General features: G+C 61.3%; 18 protein-coding genes. 10 read left to right on the forward strand and 8 right to left on the reverse strand.

Annotated elements, in window-relative coordinates; translation table 11 throughout:
• The first annotated feature begins 76 nt into the window (after positions 1-76).
• The 4 genes from AC1RQB_RS21835 to AC1RQB_RS21850 all read left to right on the forward strand — a co-directional run bounded on the left by AC1RQB_RS21835 (position 77) and on the right by AC1RQB_RS21850 (position 4,018).
• Positions 77-943, forward strand: coding sequence for a pirin family protein (locus AC1RQB_RS21835; protein ID WP_007907675.1), 867 nt, complete (start codon positions 77-79; stop codon positions 941-943).
• A gap of 127 nt (positions 944-1,070) precedes the next feature.
• Positions 1,071-1,697, forward strand: coding sequence for an isochorismate family cysteine hydrolase YcaC (gene ycaC, locus AC1RQB_RS21840; protein WP_008011497.1), 627 nt, complete (start codon positions 1,071-1,073; stop codon positions 1,695-1,697).
• A gap of 189 nt (positions 1,698-1,886) precedes the next feature.
• Positions 1,887-3,332 (forward strand): mechanosensitive ion channel family protein, encoded by a 1,446-nt coding sequence (locus AC1RQB_RS21845; RefSeq protein ID WP_063340993.1) that lies wholly within the window; start codon positions 1,887-1,889, stop codon positions 3,330-3,332.
• Positions 3,333-3,577: 245 nt separating this feature from the next.
• Positions 3,578-4,018 (forward strand): carboxymuconolactone decarboxylase family protein, encoded by a 441-nt coding sequence (locus AC1RQB_RS21850; RefSeq protein WP_063340992.1) that lies wholly within the window; start codon positions 3,578-3,580, stop codon positions 4,016-4,018.
• Positions 4,019-4,027: 9 nt separating this feature from the next.
• Here AC1RQB_RS21850 and AC1RQB_RS21855 read toward each other — a convergent pair whose 3' ends face one another.
• Both AC1RQB_RS21855 and AC1RQB_RS21860 read right to left on the reverse strand, forming a co-directional pair.
• Entirely contained in the window at positions 4,028-5,620 is a 1,593-nt protein-coding gene (locus AC1RQB_RS21855; protein WP_063340991.1) for a DHA2 family efflux MFS transporter permease subunit, read from the reverse strand.
• The gene (locus AC1RQB_RS21860) at positions 5,617-6,738 is read right to left on the reverse strand and encodes an HlyD family secretion protein (protein ID WP_063340990.1); all 1,122 of its coding nucleotides are present in this window, start codon (positions 6,736-6,738) and stop codon (positions 5,617-5,619) included. The genes AC1RQB_RS21855 and AC1RQB_RS21860 overlap by 4 nt, the downstream gene beginning before the upstream one ends.
• Positions 6,739-6,971: 233 nt before the next feature.
• Here AC1RQB_RS21860 and AC1RQB_RS21865 point away from each other — a divergent pair, with 233 nt between their 5' ends.
• The 5 genes from AC1RQB_RS21865 (at position 6,972) to AC1RQB_RS21885 (ending at position 17,617) form a co-directional block, all read left to right on the forward strand.
• Positions 6,972-8,699, forward strand: coding sequence for a ShlB/FhaC/HecB family hemolysin secretion/activation protein (locus tag AC1RQB_RS21865; RefSeq protein ID WP_063340989.1), 1,728 nt, complete (start codon positions 6,972-6,974; stop codon positions 8,697-8,699).
• A 92-nt stretch (positions 8,700-8,791) separates the two neighbouring features.
• A complete protein-coding gene (locus AC1RQB_RS21870; protein ID WP_063340988.1) occupies positions 8,792-13,303 on the forward strand; it encodes a hemagglutinin repeat-containing protein in 4,512 nt (1,503 codons plus the stop codon).
• 277 nt (positions 13,304-13,580) lie between these two features.
• Complete coding sequence (locus tag AC1RQB_RS21875; RefSeq protein WP_007907700.1) at positions 13,581-14,081, forward strand: sigma-70 family RNA polymerase sigma factor; 501 nt, start codon at positions 13,581-13,583, stop codon at positions 14,079-14,081.
• 40 nt (positions 14,082-14,121) lie between these two features.
• Positions 14,122-15,096, forward strand: coding sequence for a FecR family protein (locus AC1RQB_RS21880; protein ID WP_063340987.1), 975 nt, complete (start codon positions 14,122-14,124; stop codon positions 15,094-15,096).
• Between the two features lie 97 nt (positions 15,097-15,193).
• Entirely contained in the window at positions 15,194-17,617 is a 2,424-nt protein-coding gene (locus tag AC1RQB_RS21885) for a TonB-dependent siderophore receptor (RefSeq protein WP_063343863.1), read from the forward strand.
• 113 nt (positions 17,618-17,730) lie between these two features.
• On the opposite strand, the gene AC1RQB_RS21890 is transcribed toward AC1RQB_RS21885, so the two are convergent.
• A complete protein-coding gene (locus AC1RQB_RS21890; protein ID WP_008011521.1) occupies positions 17,731-18,882 on the reverse strand; it encodes an MFS transporter in 1,152 nt (383 codons plus the stop codon).
• Positions 18,883-19,051: 169 nt separating this feature from the next.
• Between AC1RQB_RS21890 and AC1RQB_RS21895 the strand changes: the two genes are divergently transcribed.
• Positions 19,052-20,041 (forward strand): diaminopimelate epimerase, encoded by a 990-nt coding sequence (locus AC1RQB_RS21895; RefSeq protein WP_063340986.1) that lies wholly within the window; start codon positions 19,052-19,054, stop codon positions 20,039-20,041.
• Positions 20,042-20,153: 112 nt separating this feature from the next.
• Here AC1RQB_RS21895 and codA read toward each other — a convergent pair whose 3' ends face one another.
• The 5 genes from codA to AC1RQB_RS21920 all read right to left on the reverse strand — a co-directional run bounded on the left by codA (position 20,154) and on the right by AC1RQB_RS21920 (position 25,691).
• Positions 20,154-21,398: a cytosine deaminase gene (codA, locus tag AC1RQB_RS21900; protein ID WP_063340985.1), complete on the reverse strand. Its 1,245-nt coding sequence runs from the start codon at positions 21,396-21,398 to the stop codon at positions 20,154-20,156.
• A gap of 13 nt (positions 21,399-21,411) precedes the next feature.
• Positions 21,412-22,683 carry a cytosine permease gene (gene codB / locus AC1RQB_RS21905; protein ID WP_063340984.1) on the reverse strand — a complete coding sequence of 424 codons (1,272 nt, stop codon included), beginning with the start codon at positions 22,681-22,683 and terminating at the stop codon, positions 21,412-21,414.
• A 265-nt stretch (positions 22,684-22,948) separates the two neighbouring features.
• Positions 22,949-23,773, reverse strand: a complete 825-nt coding sequence (locus AC1RQB_RS21910; RefSeq protein WP_063340983.1) for an alpha/beta fold hydrolase — start codon at positions 23,771-23,773, stop codon at positions 22,949-22,951.
• A 226-nt stretch (positions 23,774-23,999) separates the two neighbouring features.
• A complete protein-coding gene (gene queD / locus AC1RQB_RS21915) occupies positions 24,000-24,356 on the reverse strand; it encodes a 6-carboxytetrahydropterin synthase QueD (protein WP_003173033.1) in 357 nt (118 codons plus the stop codon).
• A gap of 255 nt (positions 24,357-24,611) precedes the next feature.
• Positions 24,612-25,691: a patatin-like phospholipase family protein gene (locus AC1RQB_RS21920; RefSeq protein WP_063340982.1), complete on the reverse strand. Its 1,080-nt coding sequence runs from the start codon at positions 25,689-25,691 to the stop codon at positions 24,612-24,614.
• Between the last annotated feature and the right edge of the window lie 106 nt (positions 25,692-25,797).

Below are 25,797 nucleotides of genomic sequence, written 5' to 3' on the forward strand. Positions count from 1 at the left end.
TTTTGCAGTCTAGCGCACCAAAGGCGCCGGTTTTAAGCTTTGTCCATCGCGTCACACAACAGATTTGGAGGAAATGATGAAAAACATCATCGGTATCTACACCAGCCCACGACCTCACTGGGTCGGCGACGGTTTTCCGGTTCGCACGCTGTTTTCCTACGACAACCTGGGCAAACACATCAGCCCGTTTCTGCTGCTGGATCACGCCGGCCCTGCCGAATTCACCCCGACCACCGAGCGTCGTGGCGTTGGTCAGCATCCGCACCGCGGTTTCGAAACCGTGACTATCGTCTACAAGGGCGAACTGGAACACCGCGATTCCACCGGCAGCGGCGGCAAGATCGGCCCCGGCGATGTGCAATGGATGACCGCAGCGTCGGGCATTCTCCATGAAGAGTTCCACTCCGAAGGTTTCGCCAAGAGCGGAGGCACCCTGGAAATGGTGCAGCTGTGGGTCAACTTGCCGGCCAGGGACAAGATGGCCGAGCCCGGTTACCAAACGATTCTCGACGCTGACATTCCGAGCATTCCACTGAAGAACAACGCTGGCAGCCTGCGCTTGATCGCCGGTGAGTTCGAAGGTCATCGCGGCCCGGCGCGCACTTTCACGCCGATCGACGTATGGGACGTTCGCTTGAACGCCGGCAAGTTGCTGACCCTGGATCTGCACGAAGGGCGCAACACCGCACTGGTGGTGCTGCGCGGCACGGTTCAGGTCAACGGTGCGGAACTGGTGCGAGAAGGGCAGTTGGCGTTGTTCGAGCGCGACGGTGATCAGCTCAGTCTGCAAGCCCATAACGACGCCGTGGTGTTGCTGCTAAGCGGCGAGCCGATTGACGAGCCCATTGTTGGCCACGGCCCGTTCGTGATGAACACCGAGCAAGAAATTCACCAGGCCTTTGCTGACTTCCAGTCGGGACGCTTTGGCCGGATGAGTGATTGAAATCATTGTTGTAGCGCTGTGGCGTGCCGGGTTTGGCTGACTACGCTTGCCTGGCCACGTTTAAACGAAAAATCAGAGTTCACTTCCGCCGGCCCGTTCGGCATCGATAAAAAGCGAGGATTACCCCATGACTACTTCCTACAAACGTCTCGACAAGGATAACGCCGCCGTTCTGCTGGTCGATCATCAGGCAGGTTTGCTTTCTCTGGTGCGCGACATCGATCCGGACCGTTTCAAGAACAACGTGCTGGCCCTGGCCGATCTGGCCAAGTACTTCAAGCTGCCAACGATTCTGACCACCAGTTTCGAAACCGGCCCCAACGGCCCGCTGGTGCCGGAGCTCAAGGCACTGTTCCCGGACGCGCCGTACATCGCTCGCCCAGGCCAGATCAATGCCTGGGACAACGAAGACTTCGTCAAGGCGATCAAGGCCACTGGCAAGAAACAACTGATCATCGCCGGTGTGGTGACCGAAGTCTGCGTGGCGTTCCCGGCGCTGTCGGCACTGGCCGAGGGCTTTGAGGTGTTCGTGGTGACCGACGCTTCCGGCACATTCAACGAACTGACCCGTCAATCGGCGTGGGATCGCATGTCGTCCTCCGGTGCCCAACTGATGACCTGGTTCGGCCTGGCCTGTGAACTGCATCGCGACTGGCGCAACGACGTGGAAGGTCTGGCGACTTTGTTCTCCAACCACATCCCTGATTACCGCAACCTGATGACCAGCTACAACACTCTCACCAACAGCAAGTAAACCCTGACAGCACATACACACATAACCTGTGGGAGCGGGCTTGCCCGCGATAGCGATCGATCATTCAACATCACAGTGACTGAATAATTGCCATCGCGGGCAAGCCCGCTCCCACAGTGTTTTGTGTTGTTCTGAAGGCATCAAATCCTCCTACACTGTGCCCATCCGTACTATTGCTGGAGTTGCTTGATGCTGTCACTGCTTACCGATCACCCGTTGCTCAGCGCGCTGATTCTGATCCTGATCGATCTGGGATTGTGGCGTTTGATCACGGCCAGCGGCAGCAACTGGAAACTGGCGGTGCGGCTGGTGATTTTCGCGCTGTTCAGCATGCTGCTGTTCAACGAAGGCTTGAACCCCATGGAGCCGGCGCCCTGGGCCGACAACGTGCCGTTGCACCTGGCGGCAACCGGTTTGCAAATTGGCTGGTGGCTGTTCGCCGCGCGCACCCTGACGGTGTTGATCGGCGCGGTGATGATGCAACGGGTCGGGCACACCGGGCGTTTGTTGCAGGACTTGCTCGGTGCGGTGATTTTCCTGATCGCGGTCATCGCCGCCCTGGCTTACGTGCTCGAGTTACCGGTCAAGGGGGTGCTGGCAACCTCTGGTGCGTTGGCGATCATCGTCGGCCTGGCCTTGCAAAGTACCCTCAGCGACGTGTTCTCCGGGATCGTCCTGAACACCACCAAACCCTATCAACTGGATGACTGGATCTCCATCGACGGCACCGAAGGCCGGGTCACCGACATCGACTGGCGCGCCACGCGCCTGCAGACCGCGCAAGGCAGCATGGCGGTGATTCCCAACTCCCTGGCGGCCAAGGCCAAAATCGTCAACTTCAGCCGGCCCAGTGACATTTTCGGGGTGTCGATCAGCTTGCAAGTGAGCCCCCATGCTCGTCCGCAAACGGTGATCGATGCGCTGGAGCGGGCCATGCAGGGGTGCCGCTTCCTGTTGGCCAAACCGGCGCCAAGCGTGTCGTTGAAAAGCTCCGGCAGCACCGGCGTGGAATACGAAATCAGCGGCTTCGTGGTCTCCATGGATCAGAAGCGCATGGTGCGCAATCTGCTGTTCGACCTGGCATTCCGGCACTTGCAGGCGTCGGGTGTCAGCCTGTTGTCGAGCGTCGAACCCAACGCGCCTGCCGCGCTGTCACGGCAGCGGGCGTTGCTGGATAGCTCGAACATCTTCTCGACCCTGCGTCAGGAAGAGAAAGAAACCTTCAGCCAGAACATGAAGCTGCAAACCTTCCGCGCCGGCGAAATGATCCTGCCGGCGGGGGAGGTCAGCGATCACCTGTTCATCATCGAATCCGGCGTGGTGTCGGTCACCTTGAGCCGCGCTGGCAAAAAGTTCGAGGCCGGGCGCATGGGACCGGGTGAGGTGATTGGCGAGGCCGGGATTCTGTCCGATGAATCGGCGCTCGCCGACTTTTCGGCCAAGACATTTTGCACGCTCTACCGCATCGAGAAGGAATACCTCAAGCCATGCCTGGATGCGCGGCATGACATCAATGAGGCAATGAAGGCCTTGCTGGATTTCCGTTTGCATACGGCTCAGACGCTGATTCAGGAAACACCCAAAGTGGTGGAGAAGAAGGGGTTTTTGCAGTGGTTGCGCAAGCGTAGCGGCTGATGTGTTGGTTGCCTGTACCGGCCCCTTCGCGAGCAAGCCCGCTCCCACATTAGAGCTTCAGTGAACACAGGTTTTGTGTCCGGCGAAGATCCAATGTGGGAGCGGGCTTGCTCGCGAAAGCGCCGGTACAGTCACAGAAAAACTTCTGGTCTATTGGCATCCTCAACTTCCCAATAATTGGCTATTTGTACAACCTCAGGTCGGCATTAACGTAGCGCCAACCTCACCTGTTATTGGAGCTCACCATGCAATCTCGTATCGATTTCTACACCGCCTCCCCAGACGGCCTGAAAGCCATGATGGCCCTGGAAGCCGCCGTCTCGAAGCTGCCGCTGGAAAAGTCGCTGATCGAACTGGTCAAGCTGCGCGCATCACAGATCAACGGCTGTGCCTTCTGCATCGACATGCACACCGCCGATGCCATCAAGGGTGGGGAAACGCCACGCCGGCTGTTTGCCGTGACGGCCTGGCGCGAGGCACCGTTCTTCACCGATCGTGAACGCGCCGCGCTGGCCTGGACCGAATCCTTGACCCAACTGAGCTTGACCCACGCCCCGGACGAAGACTATGCGCTGCTCAGCGCCGTGTTCAGCCCCAAGGAAATGGTCGACCTGACCGTGGCGATTTCCACCATTAACAGCTGGAATCGGCTGGCCGTGGGTTTTCGCAAAATGCCTCAAGAGTAAGAATCGGGCTCAATGCGCATCGGCACTCGGCGCGGCCGGTGGTTGCACCTTGCGCATCAAGGGCACCATCGCCGTGGCGAGGATGAAGCAGACCATGATCATCAGGAACGCGTCGCCATAGGTTTGTGTCTGCGCTTCGCGGTAGGTCAACAGCCACAGCTGACGCAGGCTGGCGGTGACGCCGATGTCACTGCTTTGGCCGAGGGCGGCGAAGTTATTGCCGACCTGGGACAGCCACTGATTCAGCGCTTCGTTGGTGCTGTTGAGGTTCTCCGCCAACCGGGTGAAGTGCAGGTTGGTGCGGTCATTGAGGATGGTCGCGCACGCGGCGATACCCATCGCGCCGCCGAGGTTGCGCATCAGGTTGAACAACCCCGAAGCATGTTTGAGCCGCGCGGGCGCCAGTCCGCCGAGGGTCAGGGTCACCGCGGGCGGCACTGCCAGTTGTTGAGCGATCCCGCGCAAGGCTTGTGGCAGCATCAATTCTTTCGCCCCCCAGTCGTGGGTGATCGGGCTGAAATCCCACATCGACAGGGCGAACAGCCCAAGGCCGGTCATCATGATCCAGCGCAAGTCGATGCGGTTGGCCAGAAAAGCGTACAGCGGAATCGCCAGAATCTGGAACACCCCGGTGGAAAAAACCGCCAGGCCAATGTCCAGCGCGCCGTAACCGCGCACCCGGCCGAGAAACAGTGGCGTCAGGTAAATCGTCGCGAACAGACCGATCCCCGTGACGAATGAAAAGAAACAGCCGAGGGCGAAGTTGCGGTCTTTCAAGGCACGCAGATCGACGATCGGATTGGCCACGTACAGGGTTCGACCAATGAAGGCCAATCCGGCCAGGCCGCTGATCCAGGCGGTGGTCAGAATCGTGCTGTCGCTGAACCAGTTCCAGCGCGGGCCTTCTTCAAGGGTGTATTCCAGGCAGCCGAGAAACACCGCCATGAACAGCATGCTCAGGTAGTCGGCGCCCTTGAGCAGCGACAATTCCGGCTGGTCGATTTTCACCAGCATCGGCACCGCCACCGCGACGAAAATCCCCGGCACCAGGTTGATGTAGAAAAGCCAGTGCCAGGACGAAATGTCGGTGATCCAGCCACCGATCACCGGCCCCAGCGTCGGTGCCAGCGAGGCCACGGCGCCGATGGTCGCGGCGGCGATCACCCGTTGTTTACCGGTGAAGAAAAAGAACGCGGTGGTGAACACCAGCGGGATCATCGAACCACCGAGAAATCCTTGCAGGGCACGGAAGGCGATCATGCTCTGGATGTTCCAGGCCGCGCCGCAGAGCAGGCTGGCCAGGGTGAAACCCACCGCCGAGGCGCAGAACAACCAACGGGTCGAGAACACCCGGGACAGCCAGCCCGACAGTGGAATCACGATGATTTCGGCGATCAGGTAACTGGTCTGCACCCACGCGGTTTCGTCGGTGCCGGCCGAGAGTCCGCCGCCGATGTCACGTAGCGACGCCGAGACGATCTGGATATCCAGCAGCGCAATGAACATGCCGATGCACATCGTGGCGAAGGCAAACACCTTGGTCGCCGTCGCCATGTTGGCGGCATTGAACGGCTGCGCGGGGGCGGCGAGGGCGCGGTTCATGGCGCGCTGGCCACGGTCGGTGTTTCAGGTTCGGCGCGAGTGTCCACTTCGGCGGTCACCGACAGGCCGGGGCGCAGATGACCGAGCACGCCGTCGGCCGGGTCGAGCAGGATTCGCACCGGCACCCGCTGGACGATTTTGGTGAAGTTGCCGGTGGCGTTTTCCGGTGGCAGCACGCTGAACTGCGAACCACTGGCCGGCGCGAGGCTGTCCAGATGACCGTGGAATTCCCGTCCCTTGAGCACGTCCGCATGAACGATCACACGCTGGCCTGGCGTCATCCGCGACAGCTGATCTTCCTTGAAATTGGCATCGACCCATAGTCCGCTGGCTGGCACCACCGACAACAGTTGCGAACCGGCCTGGGCGTAAGCGCCGACCCGTGCCCGACGATTGCCGATCACGCCGTCGACGGGGGCTTTCAACTCGGTGTAACCGACGTTCAACTGCGCCAGATCACGCTCGGCCCGTGCCTGAATCAACGCGGCGCGCGCTTGCTGCTTCTGGGTTTCGATCACGTTCAACTGACGTTGCGCAGCCAGCAGTTCGGCCTGGGCCCGGGCACTCTGCGCCTGTGCAGTCTTGAAGGTGGCGTCGGCCCGTTGTGCGCTTTCCACCGAGACGGCATTGCTGTTCACCAGGCGTTTGTAGCGGGCGTTATCGTCCCGCGAACGGGCCGTTTCGGCGCCGGCGGCATCGATGCCGGCGCGGGCCTGGCCGATCACCGCGTGTTGCAGTTGTTCGGTGGCGTCGAGGTTGGCGAGTAACGCTTCTTCGGCAGCCACCGCACCCTCGGCCTTCGCCAGGTTGGCGCGATAGTCGCGGGCGTCGAGCCGAATCAACACATCCCCGGCCTTGACCCTTTGGTTGTCGGTGACCAGCACCTGATCGATATACCCCGCGACCTTCGGCCCGATCACCGTGACGTCGCCACCGATGTAGGCATCGTCGGTTTCTTCGATGAAACGGCCGGCGGTCCACCAATGGGTTGCGTACAGCCCGATGATCACCAGGGCCGCAATAGCTGCCGTCAGCGAGAGCAACCTTTTAAGCAGGGGAGGCTTGGGTGTGGTCACTGCGACAGCAAGGTCGGGTTCAAGGCTGGGCATGCTGGTCATGGACAAATACCTGGGGGGCTTATTATGGGCGTAATATGACGCAGGTAATATTTGGTGGCAATGAGTTTTCCCTACCAGTCGTCAGGTGCTCTTGGGTAAACAAAAAGGGCCAAGCAATTGTTTAAGAAATGTAAGCGTTGTAGGACGTGTCTTGCATTTGCGTAGGAACGATCTGACTATCACTCGCATTGACGGAGTGGCATTAGGCCATTTTATGATCGCAAGGATGTTGAGTGCCGTATTTGCTTCGCGCTGTTCCTCGTCGTAGTCCCACGCCTTGCACGCTGTTGTCGGCCTTGCTGCTGAGCCTGAGTGTTTCCTCGCTCAAGGCGGCCGAGCCTTCCGCTCCAGGCCAGGAAGTGCTGCGCCAGCAGCAACAACAACAGCGCGACCTGCAACAACTGCAACTGGAACAGCGCCGCCGGCAACTGGAGCGCGGCAGTTTTGGTGCGGCGCCGGTCACGCCTGTCGTTCCTGCCACGGTGCCTGCCGATGAGCGCTGCTGGCCCCTGAGCGGAACGCGCATTGGCGGCGTGACGCTGATCAGCAGCCAGACACTCAATGAGCGAATCAAACCGCAGCTGTCGTCGTGCATGGGCGTCGGTCAGATCAACCATTTGCTGGCGACCATCACTGGCCTGTATGTCGAGGCGGGTTACATCGCCAGTCGGCCGTACCTGCGCAGCGCGCCAGCGGCGGGGCAGTCGCTGGATATCGTGGTCGATGAAGGCTACGTCGAGTCCATCGAGCTGGCCGACCAGAGTCTGCCGGTGTCCCTTGGCGGTGCATTTCCCGGAATGCTCGGCAAGCCGCTGAACCTGCGGGACCTGGAGCAAGGCCTGGATCAGTTGAACCGCTTGCGCTCCGTAGATTTGACCGCCGACATCGCCCCCGGCAGCCAACCCGGCGCCTCTCGGCTGATCCTGCGTTCGCGCACCCACGGGCAGTCGCGTTGGGCGTTGGGCTTGGGCGTGGACAACCTCGGCAGCGCCAGCACCGGGCGCGATCGTGACACCTTGAACCTGAGCCTGGACAGCCCGCTGGAGCTCAACGACGCGCTCAATCTGAACGTCAGCGACACCCTCAATCAGGGCGACCGCTACAGCCGCAACGCCAGCCTGTATTACGCCATTCCCTACGGTTACTGGACCTACAGCCTGTTCGCCAGCCACGCCGAATACCGCGCGCCGTTCAAACTCAGCACGCTGACATTCCACAGCACCGGCATCACCGACCAACTCAGCCTGCGCGCCGACCGGGTGCTGTGGCGCGACCAAAGCCATCAACTGAGCGCCAACCTGCAATTGGCTCACAAGGACGTCGACAGTTACCTGGAAAACATTCGCCTGGGCATCCAGAGCCCGACCCTGACCGTGGCCGAAGCCGGGCTGAATCTGTTCTGGCTCAACAGCGCGGTGTGGAACCTGGACATCAATTACGCCCAAGGATTGCGCTGGCTCGGTGCCGATGACGATGCCCAACGTCAGGTCAACAACCTGCCCAAAGCGCAGTTTCGCAAATACCGCGCCGGCCTCAGCCAGTGGCGCAACGGCCAGTTGGGCCAACAGGCCTGGCAATGGCAGAGCCAGCTCAACATGCAGTACAGCCCCGATCCGCTGCCGGCCATCGAGCAATTGCTGGGCACTGACGATTCTGCGGTGCGCGGCTATCGGGTCAGCAGTGCATCCGGTGCCAGTGGCGCGATCTGGCGCAATACCTTGCGCCTGCCATTGCGCAGCGCTTTGCCAGTGCAGATCACCCCACGGCTGGGCCTGGACAATGGCTGGATCAAGGCCGACCACGGCGCTCAAGGGCAACGCCTGAGCGGCGCCAGCGCCGGGGTCAACTTGAGCTGGAAAAACCTGCAAGTTGACGTCGATTACCAACGCAGCCTCAACACCCCCAGCGGTTTGCAGCATGAGCCAGAGACCTGGCTGATGCGCGTGGGGTTGCAGATATGAACACCAACAAACAGCCGTCGGACCTGAGCGCCACAGCCACGGCCAACAACTCAGCGCGCAACGTGATGCCGCACTTTAATTGAGAGGTTTTTATGCCTGCACAGACATTTGCGTTCCATCTTTCCCCTCGGGGCAAACTGCGCTGGGCGATTGCCAGCCTGTTTCTGATTGCTCACCTGCCCAACGCTTTGGCAGGGGGCGTAGTGGTCGCGCCGGGCCCCGGCGGCACCGCGCAATTGCAAACCCAGGGCGGCGTGCCCATCGTCAACATCGTTGCGCCTAACGGATCCGGCCTGTCCCACAACCAGTTCCTGGACTACAACGTTGACCGTCAGGGCCTGGTGCTGAATAACGCGCTGCAAGCCGGGCAGTCGCAACTCGCCGGGCAACTGGCAGCCAACCCGCAATTTCAGGGGCGGGCCGCGAGCGTGATCCTCAATGAAGTGATCAGCCGCAATGCCTCGGCCCTCAACGGCGCCCAGGAAATCTTCGGTAAATCCGCCGATTATGTGTTGGCCAACCCCAACGGGATTTCGGTGAACGGCGGCAGTTTCATCAATACCCCGAACGCCAATCTGGTGGTCGGTCGCCCCGAACTGAACGACGGCAAGCTGCAAGCCCTCAGCACCCGAGACGCCAGCGGCACCTTGCAGATTCAAGGCGCGGGCCTGCAAAACCGCGAAGGCTCGGTCAACCTGATCGCCCCCCGCATCGACAGCCAGGGCCGCCTCAGTGCCCGGGATCAATTGAACCTCACCGTTGGTCGCAACCAAGTGGATTACGCCAGCGGCCAGGTTAAAACCGTGGACCCGGCCGGCAACACTCAAGACCAACGCATCGACGCCAGCCTGTTCGGTGCGATGCAGGCTGGGCGCATCAACATCGTCAGCACCGCTGAGGGCGCGGGTGTGCGGGTCGGCCCGGTACAGGTCGACGGTCGTGATGGCGTACAGATTCGTTCCGCCGGTGACCTGAGCATCAGCGGTCAGGCTGTTCCCGACAGCCTCGATGTGGTCCGCGCCGGCGTGCGCAGCAGTCAGGGCGATGTCGGTCTGCACAGCGGCAAGGACCTGCTGCTGGCTGCTGCTGATGTCAGTGGCCGTGACGTCAAGGTCGATGCCAAACGCAACCTGACCTTGAGCACTGTCGAAAGCCGCAAGCTTCAAGAGAAACGCGAAAACTGGAACAACAGCACCATCGGCATCACCTGGGAAACCTACGACCGGACCCAGACCGACAGCGACTCGCGCCAGCACGGCAGCCAGATTCTCGCCCAACGTGACGCGCAGTTGTCGTCCGGTGCCAACACCGAACTCAAAGCGGCCAAGGTCGACGCTGCCAACACTCTCAGCGTCCAGAGCGGCGGCGATCTGCGCCTGACCGCCGCCACCGAAAGCCACACTCAAACTGATCAAGGCAACCACCGCAAACACCTGTGGAAGGCCAACTGGGACACCAGCAGCGAAGAGCAGCGCAGCATCACCACACAGTTGAAGGGCGGCAATATCGCTTTGGCCACGGCGGCGTTGTTACGTGCCGAGGGCGCGGAGTTGAGCAGCAAGGGTGATATCCAGCTCGCCGGCAAACAGGTCGAGATCACCAGCGCCAGCCGCACCCAGCGCAACAGCGACAACCGCTATTCCGGCGATCTGGTGGGCGGCGGTTTCTTCGGCAAGACCGGCGATGCGGATCAGGGCAAGACCCTGAACCAGGGCAGCAAGGTCAATGCCGGCGGCAAACTGATCGTCAAGGCCGACGATGTGCGCATCAGTGGCAGTCAGGTGCGCGGCGGCAGCGAGGCCAGCGTGATCAGCGACAAAGGCTCGCTGGTCATCGATGGCGTGCAAGACACCTCCCATGCCAACAGCCACGACAAGGACAGCAAGTTTTTCGGCATCACCAAGGATGAAACCCGTCAGAACGCCAAGGACAGCACCACGGTGCGCAGCGAACTGACCTCCGACAGCAACCTCAAGCTCAAGAGTGCCAAAGACATCGAAGTGGCCGGCTCCACGGTCAAGGCCAATGGCACCCTCAGCGCCGAGGCGACGGGGGACGTCAATGTGCATTCCGCGCAGAACACCCATGAGTCCGGCAACACTACCGAAACCCGTGGCTTCGATGCCTATGCCAAGGAAAACACCCCGGGCGCCGGGCAGTACCGCGCCGGTGTGCATTACCAAGACAAGCAGCAAACCGCGAGTACCCGTGATGTCAGCCAGCAAGGCTCCAGCCTCAGCGGCGCCAACGTGCAACTGGCGGCAGGCGGTGATCTGACCCTTAAAGGTACCGAGGTCAAAGCCACAAACGGCGACGCGACCCTGAGCGGTAAAAACGTGTCGCTGCTGGCCGAGCAGGACAGCCACAGCACTTCGACGGACACCAGCAGCACCAGCGGCGGTTTCTACTACACCGGCGGCCTCGATCGTGCCGGCAGCGGAGTGGACTTCACCCACAGCACCTCCCAGGACACCACGAACAAAACCACCGCACAAACCACCAGCATCCAAAGCAGCGGCAACCTGAATATAAACACCGGCAAACTCACCACTGAAGGCGCGCGTCTTGATGCCGGCAAAGGTCTGAATGTCGCCGCCACCGAAGTCGACAATCGGGCCGCGAGCAACTCCGACAGCAGCACTCATACACAGAGCAACTGGTCGGCAGACGTCGGTGCCAACGTCGAATACAAAGACATCGCCCGGCCGATCGCCAAAGCCGTCGAAGGCGTACTGAACGGTAAGGTGCCGGACAAGGACGCACTCGCCAACCTCGGCCAGCCGAATGTCGGCATCGACGTGGCGATCGGTCATCAGCACGGCAGCCATACCGAGCAAAAAAGCAACGCCGTGGTCAGTCAGTTCAAGGGCGGCACGGTGGACGTGAACGTCGCCGGCACGTTGCAGGATCAGGGCACTCAGTACCAGGCGAGTGCGGGCAAAGTGAACATCAGTGCCGACACGTTGGTGGCGAGCGCCGCGCGCAATACCCACGGCAGCACCGATCAGACGCTGGATGCCAGGGCTGACGTGCGGGTCTACACCAAAACCGGTGAGGACGTGAACGTCGCCGGCAGCGGTGCGGGCGGCAGCAGCCAGACGCGTAAAGACAGCTCCACCGCTGTGGTCGGCGGCTATGCCGGTAGCCAAGGCGTGAACATCAACCTGCGTAATGACGGCCAGTTTGAGGGCAGCCATTTCGATGGCGGGCAGGGCGGTGTTTCGATTAAAACCGGCGGTGAGCTGGCGTTGAATCAGGCCAATGACCGCCAGAGCAGCGACAGTTCCAGCCTGCGTGGCAACGGTTCGCTGAGCGTCGGCACGGCTCCTGGCACCGACGGCACCAACGTCAATCTCGGTGCTGGTTTCCAACTCGATCACAAAGGCAATCAGACTCAGGACAGCCAGGCTCGCGTGGCAAGTATCGAGGGCAAAGGCCCGGTGCAATTGAGCAGCGGCGGCGACCAGACCCTGCAAGGGACGACAGTCGATACCGACGGCGCCATCGACCTGAAGGCCGGCGGCAAACTCGACCTGCAAGCGGCCACCGACACCCATCGCGCCACGGGCAGCAATCTCGGCGGCGGTTTGAAGGTGGGCGGCAGCAAAACCAGTACCGAGAAAAGCAGCGATCAGGGCGGCAACCTGAGCGCCAACTTCAACATCGGCCGGGTCAATGAAAGCAGCCAGACCCTGACCGGCGGCAAGCTCAACAGTCAGGACAAGATCCAGCTCAGCGGCGATTCAATCCATCTGCAAGGCACTCAGGTCAGCGCGCCGAACGTTGCCCTTGATGCGCAGAGCGGCGGGGTCTATCAAGAGTCGGCCCAGTCCACGCAAAACCGCACGAACTGGAACGTCGCCCTGAATGCCGGCGGTAATCTGAGCAACAGCACACCGACGGCCACCAACGAAAAAGACGTGGCCAAGAGTGATCATGGCTTCAATGCCGGGGCCAAGGTGGGCGTGGATTACCTGCAAGGCACGACTCAGCAGAACAGCCAGATCAAGGCTGACAGCGTGGTGTTGAACAGCGCGGGCGATGCGCATCTTGCAGGCGCACGGATCGATGCGACGAAGGTCAGCGGCAAGGTCGGTGGCGACCTGACCGTGGAAAGCCGTCAGGCCAGCCAGACCAGCGCCAAGGTCGATCTTGACCTCGGTTTGACCGGCAAAAAAACAGCGCCAGTCGACAAGGACAAAGTGGCCGACAACAGCAAACCGGGCGGGACGGACTACACGCCGACCCTGAAGCTGGATGCCGGTTTTGCTCACAAAGACAGCGTCGGTCAGGCCTCGGGCATCAGCGGCACGCAAGGCGTGAATCTCAAGGTTGGCGGTGCAACGCAATTGACCGGCGCACGGGTTGCTTCATCTGAAGGTCGTGTGGATCTAGGGGGCTCCAAGGTCAGCACCACCGACCTGAGCAACCGCGATTACGGCGTCAAGGCAGGACTCGATCTGCCAGAAAAGCCGCAAACCGAGGGCAGTAAACCCGACGTTTCCACCGCTGGGGAGCACAGCGTCAAACTCGGCCCCGTGACCCTTGGCGGTCATTACGACAGCCAGTCGCTGCAAGCCGGGATCGACGAGAAAAACATCTAAGCCCCACATGCATCCCCCTGTGGGAGCGGGCTTGCTCGCGAAAGCGGTGGGTCAGTCGACATAGTGTTGCCTGATACACCGCCTTCGCGAGCAAGCCCGCTCCCACATTGGAGTACCGCCGTACACATATTTTGTGTTCACAGAAGATCTACTGTGGGATCACCTATTCTGATGGGGCGAGGTTGCCCAACGCTCGATTTACCAATCAGGTGGAATGCATTGCTTCTGCTTAATAGGAAGCATTACTATTCGCGCCTCCTCCCCACAGCACACCGCAATGACCCCCAAGCTGCCCCGCAGACACGGTTTTTTCGAGCATTACGAAGAGTTGATCGGCACCTGGACCCGTCGCCTGAGAAATCGTCAGCAGGCCGAGGACCTGGCCCACGACACCTTCGTGCGGGTGCTTGAGTCCGATTCGGCGGCGGTGCAACAACCTCGGGCGTATTTGCACCAGACCGCACGCAACATTGCGGTGGACGGGTATCGGCGTGAGGATCGGCGGGGCGCCATGGAGTCGGAGGCGATCGATCACAGTGTGTCGTCGTCCGGCGACCCGGAGCATTTCATGCACGCGATCCAGTTGGCCGACTCCATCGAACGAGCGCTCACCGAGTTGCCGGTCAACTGCCGCAAGGTGTTCGTCTGGCAGAAGATCGAAGGCCTGACCCAGGCCGAAATCGCCGAACGCCTGGGGCTGTCCAAGAACATGGTGGAAAAGTATATGATCCGCACCCTGCGGCACCTGCGTGATCGCCTGGACGGCTTACAACCATGATTCGCCGCGGCTTCTCATCCCCAGCTCAACAGGACTTTCCATGATGGATACTCGTGATTGTGCGTGCGGGCAAACAACGGTTCGCGATGAAGCGGCGCGGTGGTTTGTGCGTTTGCAGGACCCTGCCGTCAACGCCGAAGAGCTGCGAGGTTTCGAGGTCTGGCGTGACGAACACCCGCAGCATCGCGACGAATATCAAATGCTCCAGAGCCTGTGGGCGGCGGCCGATCTGTTGCCGGCCAAGCGCTTGCACGCCTTGTGCGAGACCCCGCCGGCACGCCGCACACGTTATCCACGGGTGCGTTACGCGGTGGCCGCCAGTGTATTGGCGGTGGTGCTTGGCCTGGGATTGTTCAGTGGCTTGAACCATCCGGCGACCTACACGGCTGAATATTCCACAGCCCTTGGCGAGCGTCGTCATGTGGCGTTGCCGGACGGTTCGGTGATCGACCTGAACGGCCGCAGCCGGGTGCAGGTGCGCTATGAAAAGGATCGTCGCGGCATCGAGTTGACGCAAGGCGAGGCGATGTTCAACGTCGAGCACGACAGCAGCCGACCGTTCGTGGTCGAGGCGGGCAGCGGTAAAGTGACTGTCACCGGCACCCGTTTCGACGTGCGTCGCGACAGCACCGAAACCCGCGTCGTCGTAGAGCAGGGCACGGTCAAGGTTCAAGGTAACGGCGCTGATTTCATCAGCCTCACCGCCGGCCTCGGTACTCGCGTCGATGCTCTGGGGAAGGTGGCCGCCGCCTATACGGTCAACCCTGCAGAACTGACCGCATGGCGCAGCGGCAAACTGGTGTTCAACAATGCCAGCCTCAGCGAAGTGGCCGAAGAGGTGTCGCGCTATCGGCAAAAACCGCTGACGGTCGGCAGCGCCAAAGTGGGCAATTTGCGCCTGACCAGTGTGTTCAAATCCGACAACACCGACGCACTGCTCAAGGCCTTGCCGAGCATTCTGCCGGTGGCCATTCGCACCCTCGATGACGGCAGTCAGGAAATAATTGCCCGATAGATTCAGGTTTTTTTCGAGTTCTTCGTCTACTTGTCCAACTGCAACTGGTTTGCATTAACAGCCGCACACTCTTGCGATCCACAGGACAATGTTCGACGTGAAGAAAACCACCGCTAAAAATAACAAAACATCCTGGCTGCCCCTCGCTCTCGCCTTGGCGGTCAGCTCGGCGCTGCCCCAGGCGTTCGCCGCCGATGCCATTCATATTCAGGCGCAGCCGCTGGGTCAGGCCTTGAGTCAGCTGGGCCAGCAAACCTCGCTGCAGGTTTTTTTCAGCCCGGAACTGGTGGCCGGCAAACAGGCTCCGGCAGTCGACGGTAATCTCTCGCCGGAACAAGCCTTGCGCCAATTGCTGCAAGGCAGCGGTCTGGAATACCGGATCGATGAAGGCTCGGTGACCCTGATGCCAGCCCCGACTTCCGCCGCCAACGGCCCGCTGGAACTGGGCGTGACCGACATCAAAGTGGTCGGCGACTGGCTCGGCGATGCCGACGCCGCCGTGGTGCAAAACCATCCCGGCGCGCGCACGGTGATCCGCCGTGAAGCGATGGTAGAGCAGGGCGCGATGAACGTTGGTGATGTGTTGCGTCGTGTACCCGGCGTGCAAGTGCAGGACGCCAACGGCACCGGCGGCAGCGACATTTCCCTTAACGTTGGTGTGCGCGGCCTGACCTCGCGCCTGTCGCCACGCTCTACCGTGCTGATCGACGGCGTGCCGGCTGCCTTCGCCCCTTATGGCCAACCGCAGCTGTCCATGGCGCCGATTTCCTCCGGCAACCTCGACAGCATCGATGTGGTGCGTGGCGCCGGTTCCGTGCGTTATGGGCCGCAGAACGTCGGTGGCGTGATCAACTTCGTTACCCGTGCGATCCCGGAGAAAGCCACCGGCGAAATCGGCACCACCCTGGAAACCACTCAGCGCGGTGGCTGGAAACACATCGACACCGCGTTTCTCGGTGGCACCGCCGATAACGGCATGGGCGTGGCGCTGTTGTATTCCGGGGTGAACGGCAACGGTTATCGCAAAAGCAACAACAGCAATGACATCGACGACGTGATCCTCAAGACCCATTGGGCACCCACCGATCAGGACGATTTCAGCCTCAATTTCCATTACTACGACGCCAGCGCCGACATGCCCGGCGGCCTGACGCAGAAGCAGTACGACGCCGATCCGTTCCAGTCCGATCGTGACCATGACAACTTCAGCGGCCGTCGCAAAGACGTGTCCTTCAAGTGGATTCGGCAGATCGACGACCGCACCCAGGCCGAAGTGCTGACCTACTATTCCGACAGTTTCCGTGGCAGCACCATCGCCGCTCGCGACCAGAAAACCCTCAGCTCCTATCCGCGTACTTATTACACCTTCGGCATCGAACCGCGGGTGTCCCATGTATTCGATCTGGGCCCGACTACCCAGGAAGCCAGCGTCGGTTATCGCTACTTGAAAGAAGGCATGCATGAAGAGGCGAGCCGTCTGGCGCTGGTGAACAATCAGCCGGTGGTCACCAAAACCTCCGATGGCCATGTGTTCCAGGATCGTACCGGCGGCACCGAAGCCCATGCCATTTACATCGATGACAAGATCGACGTCGGCAACTGGACCGTGACCCCCGGCATCCGTTTTGAAAGCATCAGCACTGAATGGCACGACCGGCCGGTTCTCGACACCGCCGGCAAACCTGTGCAGGAAAAGCGCCGCAGCATCGACAGCAACGAACCGCTGCCGGCCCTGAGCGTGATGTATCACATGTCCGAGGCCTGGAAGCTGTTCGCCAACTACGAAACCTCGTTTGGCAGCCTGCAATATTTCCAGCTCGGTCAGGGTGGTTCGGGTGACAACACCGCCAACGGCCTGAACCCGGAAAAGGCCAAGACCTACGAGATCGGTACGCGCTACAACAATGACGTGTGGGGCGGGGAAGTGACGCTGTTCTACATCGACTTCGATAAAGAGCTGCAATACATCAGTAACGATGTGGGCTGGACCAACCTCGGCGCCACCACGCACCAGGGCCTTGAAGCCTCGGTGCACTACGACATGGCGGCGCTGGACCCACGGCTCGACGGCCTGACCGCCAACGCCGGTTTCACCTACACACGCGCCGTTTATGAAGGCGAGATTCCAGGCTTCAAGGGCCGTGACCTACCGTTCTACTCGCGTCAGGTGGCCACCGCCGGGCTGCGTTATGACATCAACCGCTGGACCTACAACCTCGATGCCTTTGCCCAGTCCAAACAGCGCTCGCCGGGCACCGCGGTGAACGCTGATGGCAGCTTCAGCGGCAACTACATCACCGAAGGCAGCGCGGACGGCCAGTACGGCGACATCCCGGGTTACGTGACCTGGAACGTGCGTGGCGGTTATGACTTTGGCTCGCAGCTGTCGAACCTGAAAGTCGGCGCCGGGGTGAAAAACATCTTCGACAAGCAGTACTTCACCCGCTCCAGCGACAACAACTCGGGGATGTACGTCGGCGCGCCACGCACATTCTTTGTTCAGGCCAGCGTCGGGTTCTGATCGACCGAGTTAACTTCATCGCGGGCAAGCCCGCTCCCACAGGACTTTTGGCGTACACAAAATCTGTGTTCACTGAAGACCTATTGTAGGAGCGAGGCTTGCCCGCGAAGCTTTTAAACTTTCAACACCTTCCCGCCAATCGCCACGGCCACCAGCAACACTGCCATCAACCCAAAGGCAAAGCTCAAACTGCTGCCATGGGCGATAAAGCCGATCACCGCCGGCCCCGCGAGAATCCCTGCATAGCCCAACGTGGTAATGGCCGGCACGGCGATGCTTTCCGGCATGACGGTCTGTTTGCCGACGGCGGTGTACAGCACCGGCACAATGTTCGAGCAGCCAGCCCCCAGTAACGCATAACCCACCAGCGCCGCCTCCCACGCCGGTGCGAACGTCGCCAGTGCCAGGCCCGCCGCGGCCGTCAGCCCACCGAATACAATCACCCGCGTATAACCAAGACGCCGAACAATCCTGTCGCCGGTCAAGCGCCCGACGGTCATGGTCAGCGCAAACGCCGCATAACCCAGCCCGGCATACGCCGTGTCGATCCCGCGCTCCTGCGCCAGGAACACCGCGCTCCAGTCGAGCGCCGCGCCTTCGGCCAGGAACACGATGAAGCACATCCCGCCGATAAACAGCACGATGCCATGGGGCACGGCGAATGCCGGGCCGGAGCTTTCACTGCCGTAAGGCAACAGGTGCGGCGCGGCTTTAAGCAATGCCAGCACTAGAATCACGATCACCACCAACATCGCCCCCAGCGGTGAAAAACCCAAGCCGAGCAACGCGCTGACACCCGCCGCGCCGACGATCCCGCCGAGGCTGAACAGCCCATGAAAACCCGACATCATGGTCTTGCCGCTGGCCCGCTCGACGATCACCGCTTGCAGGTTCACCGTCGAATCCACCGTGCCCAGGCCCGCGCCGAACATGAACAACGCCGCGATCAACGCCGGGATCGTAGACACCGTCGCCAACAGCGGCAGTGCCGCACAGATCAACAAGGTGCCGCCGCTCAACACCCGACGGCAGCCGAAGCGCGTCGCCAGAATACCGGCCATGGGCATCGCCAGAATCGAGCCCACCCCCAGACACAGCAGCAACAGCCCGAGGGTTCCTTCATCCAGCCCGGCCCGCGCCTTGGCGTAAGGCACCAGCGGCGCCCAGGCCGCGATGCCGAACCCTGCGATGAAAAAGGCGATGCGGGTGGACATCTGTTCCAGACGTCCGGGGACGAAGGTCGCTTGGGTGTTGAGGTTGGTCATATCGATCCTTGGCAAAAAACGTCGCGTCCCCAAGGGACAGTGAACAACCACAAAGGGTTCGATCATCACGTCCGGGCGGGGGAGCAGTCAGGCAGGGTGACATCCTTGCACAGCCAGCCGCTGTTTCGCGATATCGTCGACACATCAATTGTTCATAGAGGGGGGCGCCATGACGCGGATGTACGATGCTCGGGGCAATATCTATGCGGTGGTGACGCCTGACAACGCACGCAGTAGCGGTATCGAATTGCCTGCGCTGGCCAGCGATGCCGCGCAGACCCGCGAGGCCTGGGCAATGTCGGCCATCGAGGCGTTCTGCGCTTGGGCTCCAGGTACACAGCCGCCCGGCAGCAAGGCACATCGCTGCGATGGTCTGCTGGTGGGACCGTTTCAATCGGTGCCGCCTTTTGACCTGTTGATCGTCAACACCGACGGCAGCCTGGCCGAGCGCAGTGGCAACGGCCTGACGATTTTTTCCCAGGCCCTGAGTGAACAAGGGCTGATGGCGGAAGAGGCCTGTCAGCTGCGGGTTCATCACGACAAGAGCGACGCGGTTTCGCCGGTGGAGACATCAGTGAAACCCGCTGAAATCGATGGTGTGCAAGGGTTCTGGCTGGATTTGGGCAAACCTTCGTTCGGGCCGCAAGCGGTGGGTGCGCGCGAGGTTGAACGCGTGACGCTGAATGATCGTGAAGTCAGCCATGTGCAGCCGTTGTCAGCGCTTGATCCTGTCTGGAACCGGAGCCAGTTTGTGCGCATCGGCAATCCGCATTGCGTGACGCTGCTGGCGAATGCCGACGCGTTGCCGAGCAATGAGCAGATGCGTGAGCTGCCATTGGCGCAAGGCTTGATGCGTATTGCCTATGCCATGCCGACCGGGGCTGGGCAGCCGTGTCCGGCGGGTGTGAACCTGCAATGGGCGATGCTTGAATCCGAGGGCCGAATCGTTGCGCGGGTGTTCGAGCGCGGCGAAGGGCCGACCGCGTCCTCAGGCACCAGCGCCAGTGCAGTGGCGTGTGCGGCGTGGCGCGTGGGTTGGGTGACGGCGGGGGAGGTGAAGGTGGTCATGCCTGGCGGCACGGCGCCGATTTTACTGGAGGAATTGGAGGGCGAATTGAGTCGGGTCAGATTGTTTGGTGCGGCGCGGTTGATGGGTTGAATTTTAGATCGCCTTCGCGAGCAAGCCCGCTCCCACAGTGGATTTGTGATCGACGCAAAACTACTGTGGGAGCGGGCTTGCTCGCGAAGGGGCCATCACATTCAACGATGTTTCAGCTCAGACCACTGAATTCCACCACCGGCATCTGCCGCTTCATCAACACCTTACCCTCGCGAACCGAATACAGCGGCAACCCCTGGCTGCGAATCACCTCATAATCGCTGTCCGCCGACAGAATCAGCAGATTCGCCGGCCGTCCCTGTTCCAGCCCATAGCGATCACCCAGGTTCATGGCCTTGGCACTGTTATCGGTCACCAGATCCAGCGCGCTCTGCAAATTGCGATAACCGAGCATGTGGCAGATGTGCAAACCAGCCTCGAGCACCCGCAGGATGTTGCCGTTACCCAGCGGATACCACGGGTCGACAATCGAATCCTGGCCAAAGCACACATTCATCCCCGCCTCGAGCAACTCATTCACCCGGGTCACGCCGCGGCGTTTCGGGAAGCTGTCGAAGCGTCCTTGCAGGTGAATGCTTTCGGTGGGGCAGGAGACAAAGCTGATCCCCGAATGCCCGAGCAGCCGAAAGAGCTTGGCGCAGTAGGCGTTGTCGTACGAACCCATGGCCGTGGTGTGGCTGGCGGTGACGCGCGAACCCATGTCGCGGCTGCGGGCCTCTTCGGCCAGCACTTCAAGGAAGCGTGAGTGCGGGTCGTCGGTTTCGTCGCAATGCACGTCCACCAGGCAACCGGTGCGCTCGGCCAGGTCCATGAGAAACTTCACCGAGCTCACGCCCTGATCCCGGGTGTACTCGAAATGCGGAATGCCCCCGACCACATCGGCGCCCAGGCGGATCGCTTCTTCCATCAGCTCCCGACCGTTGCGGTACGACTCGATGCCTTCCTGAGGGAACGCGACGATTTGCAGGTCGATCAGATGACGGCTTTCCTCGCGGACTTCAAGCATCGCCTTGAGCGCCGTCAGCTCCGGGTCAGTGACGTCGACGTGGGTGCGCACATGCTGGATGCCGTGGGCGGCGAGGGTCTGGATGGTCTTCTTGGCGCGGGTCTTGGTGTCTTCGTGGGTGATGGTCGCCTTGCGCTCGCCCCAGCACTCGATGCCTTCGAACAGCGTGCCGCTCATATTCCAGCGCGGCTCGCCGGCGGTCAGGGTGGCGTCGAGGTGAATGTGCGGCTCGACGAAGGGCGGCACCACCAGATTACCGCCGGCGTCCAGGTCGTCAGGCCCCAGTGATGGGGCTTCGGTTTGCCGGGCGATGCTGTGAATCAGGCCGTTTTCCAGGTGCAACTCATGCAGGCCTTCTTGGTTACGCAGGCGGGCGTTGATGATGTGCATCAGGCAATCCTTCTTATAGATCTTGGAGTGGCGCGTCGGCGGTACGGGCACCCAGTACGCCGGTCAATAACACATACGTTAGCGCGGCAGCGGCAATCCCTACCAGCGGCGCGACCCATGGCGAGTTGAAGGCGGCGACCGTGCCGACCGCATAGGCAGTCAGGCCAGGCCAGTTGAACGCGGGCAATTGCGTATCCGCCAGGCGGGGATAGTGACCCCGATAGCGGAAGAAAAAGTCCGCCATGATCACCCCGCCAATCGGCGGAATCACCGTGCCCAGCAGAATCAGGTAAGGCACCAGCATGTCGTACATGCCCAGCAGGGCCAGCAGCGTGCCGATCACCGCGCCGGCCAGGGTCACGGTTTTGCGGCGGTCGGTGCGCAGCAGGTTGCAGCCAGCGACGGCGAAGTTGTAGATGGTGTTGTCCTGAGTACTCCAGATGTTGAGCAGCAACATCGCCATCGCGGCCATGGCGAAGCCTTGCAACAGCAGCACTTCGACCACGTCCGGTTGCTGATAGACGATGGCGCCGTAGGCACCGATTAGCACCATCAGACCGTTGCCGACGAAGAAGCCGATCAGGCTCGCCAACACCGCCACCCGCGCCGAACGGGAGAAGCGTGTCCAGTTGGTGGCTTGCGTCGCACCGCTGACGAATGTGCCGAACACCAGGGTAATCGCGGTCGACCAATCCAGCGTTCCCGTCGGAACCACCGCGAGCAAGCCCTCGAGACCGCCGACCTTCACCGTCGCAACCCACATCGACAGCATCAGCAGCAACATCATGGCCGGCACGGCGATGTACGACAGAATCTCCAACCCGCGATAGCCGATGTAGGCCGTGGCACAGAAGCCCAGGCCGAACAGCACCATCAACCCGAGAACCGTGCCCTCGCTCAGTTCGAAATATTTTCCCAGCACCACTGCTGCCGTCGCGGTGCCCCAGGCGTACCAGCCGATCTGGGTGAAGCCGAGGATCAGGTCGCTGAGTTTGCTGCCCACTTCACCAAAGCAGAAACGTCCCATCAGTACCGAGTTCAGGCCGCTTTTGAAGGCGATGTAGCCCAGCCCCGCGGCGTAGATCCCCAGCAGCAGATTGCCGACGATAATCACCGCCATCATCTCGCCGAAACTGAACGCCACACCGAGCTTGCCGCCGGCAAACATGGTCGCGGTGAAGAAGGTAAAACCCAGTAGCACCATGGCGGTGGAGGCAAGTCCCTTGCGGGCATGCATCGGGACTTCGCTGAGGGGGTAATCGTTGCCCGAATCGTTCTGCGTCATGTGGCGTTCCTTGCTGGATGGAGGACGCGGGGGTGTTGCAGTGCTCGTGCCAATGGCGCGAGGGTGTTGTTATTTATAGACGAGCAGGCGGATTTGGCCCGCAGAGAGGCACGAAAGCGGTGCGGGGTTGAGTCAAATTGGAACATTTGTTGATCGTTCCCACGCTCTGCGTGGGAATGCAGCGCGGGACGCTCCGCGTCCCTTCCGAGGGGGACGCAGAGCGTCCATTGAGGCATTCCCACGCAGAGCGAGGGAACGATCATCATCAACCGGCCGAAGGTAAAAACCGCAGCAGCGCCGCCACAATCACCTCCGGCGCATCCTCCTGAACCAGATGCCCGGCATTCGCAATGGCATGAAACTGCGACCCGGCAATCATCTGTTGCAGCGCCCGGCCGCGCTCGATGGGAATCCACTGATCGTCCTCTCCCCAAAGAATCTGCACCGGGCAGCGAACCGTCGGATACAGCCCTTCGACCTCGCGGGTATAACGTTCATCCATCTGCGCGATCTGCCGATAGAACGCTGCTTGCCCAGGCTCCCCAAGCCATGGCCGCACATAGGGTGCCAGCTCTTGATCGGGTATCTCGCGCTTGATCGCGCCACGAATATAGGCCGGTACAATCGCCTGCTGAATGTAATCGGGCAATCCACTGAATGCGGCTTCATGCTGACGCACATGCTGCACGAATGGCGAACCCCAGGGCGACAGCGCCACTGGATCGATCAGCGTCAGGCTGCGGTAATCCTTGCCATTGAGCAGATGCGCGCGCAACGCGGTGGCGCCGCCGAAATCGTGGGCCACCACGTCTGGCCGTTGCAGGCCCCAGTGCTCCAGCAATTGCGCCAACAGTTGGTTTTGTACGCCCAGCGACACATCGCCGTCCGGTTGTGTGGATTGCCCGTAACCCAGCAGATCGAAGTAGTGCACCCGGTGCGTGGTGATGAAGTGCGGCGCAATCCGGTGCCATACATAAGAAGAAAAGGGCGTGCCATGCACGAACACCAGCGGCGGACCGTCGCCACGTACCGCGTAGCGCACGGAGTGCCCATTGAAACGATAGGTCTGAGCCAGCGGCCAGTCAGCCATGGGAGCGTCCTCTTGGCATGTGCGAGCCAAGAAGCATAAGCATAAAAAAACAGCCATTGAAGGCTGTTTCTCTATTCACTGACGAAACGCAGTTCTTGTGTGGTCGGGCTTGTGTGGGAGTCGGGCTTGCCCGCGATGCAGACGGCTCGGTTTAATGTCGAACCGAGTTGATGCCATCGCAGGCAAGCCAGCTCCCACAGGGATTCATGTTGTGCTTGGGATCGGCTTACTCGCCGCGATAGATGCAACCGCTGGTGCAGGTCTCGTGGATGCGAATCGCGCTGAGTTCCGGCAGCAGGGGCTTCAATTCATTCCAGATCCACTTGGCCAGCACTTCGCTGGTCGGGTTTTCCAGGCCGGGAATGTCGTTCAGGTAGTTATGGTCCAGGCGCTCGTAGAGCGGCTTGAAGATCGCCTTGATTTCCGAGAAGTCGCGGATCCAGCCGGTGTGCGGATCGAGATCGCCGCTCAGGTGAATCGCCACTTTGAACGAGTGACCGTGCAGGCGACCGCACTTGTGGCCGTCCGGCACGTGGGGCAGGCGGTGGGCGGACTCGAAGGTAAACTCTTTGAAGATTTCCACAGTGATGTTCAGCTCTGTCAGGTGGCGATCGCCGCGGCGATATGGGCAGGTGGCGAGTTTACCAGCTTGTGTTTGGCGATGCGGGAAAACACTGACCAGTGTCCTGTCTCACCAATACGTTCCTCTTTTGGCGAGTGGCTGTTGTCGTCAGGCAAGGCGCCGCGACGAGTCATAGCCCGCTATGGCGAGGAGCGGCAACGCAGCATGGCGACAACAGCCACCGTCAAAAAGGAACAGTATTGGCGAGACAGGGCACTAGAGGGTCAGCAAGCGCTCGCCGAGGCGACCGTTGGCGGTCAGTTCGAGAAACTCGTCACCTAGCCTGCGGCTTTCATCCATTGTCGCGCGCCAGTATTTCTGCCGGCTTGGGGCGTCGCCCATGAAGCGCTTGAAATCGTTACGGTCCGGCAGTTTGCCGTAGGGCAGGCGCGACAGATATTCCTTTGACGGCGCCAGCAACAGAACATCCTGCAAGCGCGCAGGACAGGCGCGACGCCACGGCAGGGTCTTGTCGAACCAGCCGGGGATCACTCGATCAGTGAAGTGCGGATACAGCACAATGTCATTGCCGCTGTAGGGCAAGTCGAGGTGATAGTCCAGCAGTCCGCCATCGCGAAACGTCCCGGCGCCGGCACCCGGCAGGTCGCGCACGCCTTGCATGACCATCGGGATCGAACCCGAGGCGAGCAGGGCCTGGCGCAGGTTGCCGGCATCCAGCGCAACGAAGCGCGACGGGAAGTCATTCAGTGCGTTGACCGGTGGCGCCAGACGCGGGTCGTGGATGATCAGCCGCTCGAAATGCCGCGACAGCCGCGCGCGCCCGCGCAGGTTGTCGGCGATCACCGACGACAGGCCCAGCCCCAGCCGACCGCGATGATCGTCCGCCAGCAGGCCGTGACTTTTGACCACCATGATGTTCAGTCGGTAGTGGGCGTTGTCCAGAATCGAGGCATCGCGGCCGTCGAGCAAGTCATCGAGCATGCGCCGGGAACTCTGGCTGATCTGCGCCATGGTCACGCCCTTGGCGAAATTCTGCTCGGTATACAGATGACCGAGGCGGCGGATGCCTTCGGCGGCATCCGGCAGGCAGGCGCTGGCGAACCGCCAGGAACCCACCGAGGCGCCGATCAGCGAACGCTCCCGGGGCGCCGCCGGCAGCCATTCGCCGAACAGCGCCAGATCCAGCCCCTGAATTCCCAACGCTTTCGGGCCACCGGCGGCGCCCGGCAGCGTGCCCACATCGGCGGCGCTCAAGCCATTTGCACGGATGCGCGCCAAGGCCCGCGGGCCGGCCTTGACAGTCAGGGAAGGGAACTTGATGTGGATCGCGGTCATACCGGGCTCGATGTTTAGCAGGCGTGGGATTATGTGGGAGCGGGGGGGGGGGGGGGGGGGGGGGGGGGGGGGGGGGGGGGGGGGGGGGGGGGGGGGGGGGGGGGGG

This window comes from Pseudomonas sp. GW822-FHT02E03 (genome assembly GCF_058802325.1).